The 4,789-nt window shown below is 60.3% G+C and carries 1 protein-coding gene and 1 pseudogene; both read left to right on the forward strand.

The window, feature by feature from the left end:
- Positions 1 to 93 precede the first annotated feature (93 nt).
- Positions 94 to 1,224, forward strand: a complete 1,131-nt coding sequence (gene ispG / locus ABI_RS08305; protein ID WP_040308712.1) for a flavodoxin-dependent (E)-4-hydroxy-3-methylbut-2-enyl-diphosphate synthase — start codon at positions 94 to 96, stop codon at positions 1,222 to 1,224.
- Positions 1,225 to 1,327: 103 nt separating this feature from the next.
- A pseudogene (locus ABI_RS08310) lies at positions 1,328 to 4,789 on the forward strand (hypothetical protein); the annotation flags it as partial.

Raw genomic sequence — 4,789 nt, forward strand, 5'->3', positions numbered from 1 at the left:
CCGAATAGCTGCGACAAATTTTCTTCAGGCAGTTGTTACAGGCGGCGTCAGGCCTGATATAACGGGCGCGTCTCCGCGTCATCTGGAATTCCCATGGACAGCCACCACCCTTCCGACCGTACCCCCTCAGAACTTGGGCACGTGCGCCCCTGGCGGATGATCCAGAGGCGCAAGAGCCGGCAGATCATGGTGGGCAAGGTGGCCGTCGGCGGCGATGCGCCGATCACCGTCCAGTCGATGACCAACACCAAGACGCACGATGTCGAAGGCACCATGGCGCAGATCCGCGCTCTGGAAGAGGCCGGGGCCGACATCGTCCGCGTCTCCTGTCCCGATGTCGAGTCGACCCAGGCGCTGAAGGCGATCGTCCAGCAATCCAATGTACCGATCGTCGCTGACATCCATTTCCACTACAAACGCGCCATCGAGGCCGCCCAGGCCGGCGCGGCCTGTCTGCGCATCAATCCCGGCAATATCGGCTCGGCTGCGCGCGTCCGCGAAGTCGTCCAGGCGGCCAAGGACTATGGCTGTTCCATGCGCATCGGCGTCAATGCCGGCTCGCTGGAAAAGGACCTGATGGAAAAGTACGGCGAGCCGTGCCCCGAGGCCATGGTCGAAAGCGCCCTGTTCCACGCCAACATCCTGCGCGACCACGATTTCCATGAATTCAAGATTTCGGTGAAGGCGTCGGACGTGTTCCTGACGGTAGCTGCCTATACGGCTTTGGCCGACGCCATCGACTGCCCGCTGCATATCGGCGTGACTGAGGCCGGGCCGCTGCGCAACGGCACCATCAAGTCGGCGATCGGTTTGGGCAACCTGCTGTGGGCCGGGATCGGCGATACGGTGCGGGTCAGCCTGGCGGCGGATCCGGTCGAAGAGATCAAGGTCGGGTTTGACCTGCTGAAGTCGCTGGGCCTGCGCCACCGCGGCGTCAATATCATCGCCTGCCCGTCGTGCGCCCGTCAGGGCTTCAACGTCATCGACACGGTGGCCAAGCTGGAAGAACGCCTGGCCCATATCGCCAAGCCGATGTCGCTGTCGATCATCGGCTGTGTCGTCAATGGGCCAGGTGAGGCGTTGTATACGGATGTCGGTTTCACCGGCGGGGGCGCCGGATCGGGCATGGTCTATCTGGGCGGCAAGCCGGACCATAAGCTGTCCAATGACGGCATGATCGACCATATCGTCGAATTGGTCGAGGCGCACGCGGCGAAGTTGTGATTGTTTCGGCGGTTGCTAAACCGCTTGGACGTCGATATGTTTTTTGCGCGAAACCAGCAAGTCGGCAATTTACGGTGGTGGCGTTCTTACACTGGGGGGACATATGATCGAGATTGACGGCACGAATGCCAATGACGTTCTGATCGGTTCAGAAGCGGCGGAAGAGCTGCAAGGCAAGGCTGGCGACGACCTGCTGAGCGGTGGTGGCGGCAACGATTCGCTGCTCGGCGGAATCGGTACGGATACGGCGGATTATTCCGCAACGCCGGGAGCGGTGACGGTCACCCTTAACGCAACGGTTCCCAACAGCAGTGGCGCTGCCGGAAACGATACGCTGAGCTCGATCGAGGCAGTGATCGGGTCGGCTTATGACGATGCCCTGACAGGGGATAACTCGTATCAGGCGCATACGCGACTGGTCAGCTTTGACATGGAGGGCGGGTTCGCCAACGGCAACTCGACCAAGCCTTTGGTCTCACCGGACGGCACACAGGTAATTTTCCGCAGCATGGCTTCGGACATCGTTCCGGGCGACTTCGCCGGCGACGGCAACAATCCGCCGGTCGAGGAAGACCTGTTCATCCGCAACCTGGCGACCGGCGAGATCACGCGGGTCAATGCCGACAGCAACGGCGGCCGTGTCGGCATCGTCATGGACACACCGCTGAATGCCGGGAAGTCTTATGTCTTTTCGCCAGACGGCAAGGCTGCCTATTTCATCCGCATGGACTGGCCGGCCGACAACAATCTGGATTCGGTCTATTCGGTCTGTCGCAAGGATTTGACAACAGGCGTCTTGACCACGATTGCAACCTACCCCGATGGCTTACCGCCGGGCGAAGGCAATTTTAGAAACATCAATATTTCGGCCGATGGCAACACGCTTTATTACGAGTCCGATTATCAGAGCGGGTTCAACTGGCGCTTCGGTGTCTTCGCCCGCGACCTGACGACTGGCGAGACGACGCTGCTAACCCCGCCTGGCGAGTACGGTTATCACGGCGGAACCTCGTACACCCTTTCGGCCGACGGCCAGTGGATGACCTATGTCGGGGTGACGCCGAACTTGACCGGTGACGGTCTGTCGTCGTCTCGCACTGACATGTTTCTGAAGAATCTGTGGACGGGCGAGGTCCAACTTATCGGTCACAGCGATGATTATTTCAGCCTCACCTGGGCGCCGGTGCCGCCACAGGTATCTTCCGACGGCACCAAAGTGCTGTTCGTCGCCGAGACGCCGAACCTTATTCCCGAAGACGCCTCCAGCGACGCTAATATTTTCATCATGGATATTGCGACGGGAGCCATCACTAAAGTACCGGCCACGATCACGGACTATATGTTGGAAGTCAATCCGCCGGTTTTCGTTGGCGATACGCATCTGGTCGCGTTTGTCGATTGGGATACTACCGTTTCCGGCGCCAATCTGGGGCATCTGGACCTTAGGGTCTACGATCCGGCCACTGGCGAAACGCGGACGCTGCTCTACGACCTGTCTTCCGCGGGGGGCGAGGGCGGCTTCGGTCTGTCCTTCTCATCTGATGGCTCAGTTGTCGCCGTCAACGTGCTGGAAGGCTACATTCCGCGCTCGCTTATCCGCGGCGACGACAACAACGTTTCCGAGGTCCTGGTCTTCGATACCGCAAACCCGCTGACGACCGGCGGCGACGACCGGCTGATTGGCGGAGACGGCAACGACACGCTGTCTGGCCTGGGGGGGCTGGATGTTCTAGAGGGCGGCCGCGGCAACGACATGCTGATCGGCGGTGCGGATAGCGATCAACTCATCGGCGGCGACGGCAACGACACGTATGTCGTGTCGGCCATCCACGACAGTTCAGGCGTCGGGTTGATGACCGGCAGCGACAGTCTTAGGGATTCCGCCGGCACGGACACCTTGCTGTTCAACGGCACGGCGTTGGCCAGCGATCTTCGTATCGTGGTCAGGGGGGATGATCTCTTTGTGAAAATCGGAACCTATAATGCCGGATGGGAAGGCGGTATCCGTATCGTCGGAGGTCTGTACACTCCTATTGAACGCGTGGCTTTCAGTGGCGAGGCGCCCGGTCAGACTCTGGAGGGGCTGGGGGGCAACGAGACCTTGCTGGGCGGTGGCGGCAGTGACCTTCTGAATGGCGGGGCAGGGGCCGACACTATGTCCGGCGGTGGCGGCAACGATGTCTATTACGTCGACAATATCGCCGATGTGGCCAGCGAACAGGCGACGGCCGGCGTAGACGACGGCGGCAACTATGACGTCGTCTACACATCGGTCGACTTTACCCTTGGCAGCTATATCGAGCATCTGCGCCTCACCGGCGTCGGCCATATTTCCGGTACCGGCAATGGGTCGGACAATCTGGTCGTTGGGACTGTCGGCAATAACAGTCTGGCGGGAGCCGGCGGCAATGACCTGCTGATCGGGTCCGACGGTGATGACAAACTTTCGGGAGGCTCCGGAGTCGATGTGTTGCGCGGCGGTGCCGGCGCCGACCAGTTGGACGGCGGTATCATCGGCGAGGGCGCCACGGCGGATGGCTGGTACGATATCGCGGATTACGGCTCCGCCTTGGCGGCCGTTGTTGTCCATCTGGATAATCAGGGTACCAACGCTGGTGAGGCGACGGGAGATATCCTCACGGGTATGGAAGGTGTTCTTGGCTCAGGTTTTTCCGACACGATCTACGGATCCGGAGTCGGCAATTCCCTGTCCGGCGAAGGCGGTGACGACCTTATCATCAGCGGTTACAACGCGACGCTCTCCGAGTATGGTCAGCCGGTCACTTACGAGCTCTTTGGCGGCGACGGCGATGATTTCATTGAAGCCGGTGTCGGGGGCGATTACGTCGTAGGAGGGGCGGGCCGGGACACAGTGTCCTATCGCACCGCACCAACGGGTATTTATCTGGATTACTGGGCGACGGATATCCTGAACCGCGAACGTGACGGCTACGCCTGGGCGGATGGCTACTCGGGTATCGAGATATTCTGGGGCAGCGAGTTTGCCGACACTATTATCACATCCGGTGATATTTTCGGCTTTGGTGGTGACGACCGGTTGTACGGACTGGGCAGTGACTACTTCGATGGCGGTTCAGGCGCCGACCTGATGGTGGGGGAATGGGGGAACGATACCTATGTCGTCGACCATGCCGGCGATCAGATCGTCGAGGGCGTTGGACAGGGTGTCGACACGGTTATCAGTTCGGTATCGCTGGTCATGGGCGCTCACCTTGAGGATCTGGTGCTGACCGGAAGCGCGGCTCTCAACGGCACGGGAAATGCCCTGAACAATGTCCTGACGGGGAATCAAGGGATTAATATTCTGGCGGGTGGTCTGGGCGACGACGTCTACGCCGTTGATGCTGGTGACGTGGTGACGGAAAAGGTGTCAGAAGGCAGGGATACGGTCTTGACGCTGGTGAACTTCAACCTGAGCGCCAATGTCGAGGACCTGCAGTTCAAAGGTACCGGCAACTTCACCGGAAACGGTAACGGGCTGGCCAACGTTATCACCGGCAATCTTGGCAATGACTGGCTGGACGGCGGCGCGGGTAACGACACC

It is taken from the genome of Asticcacaulis biprosthecium C19, from assembly GCF_000204015.1.
In the GTDB taxonomy this organism is placed as follows: domain Bacteria; phylum Pseudomonadota; class Alphaproteobacteria; order Caulobacterales; family Caulobacteraceae; genus Asticcacaulis; species Asticcacaulis biprosthecius.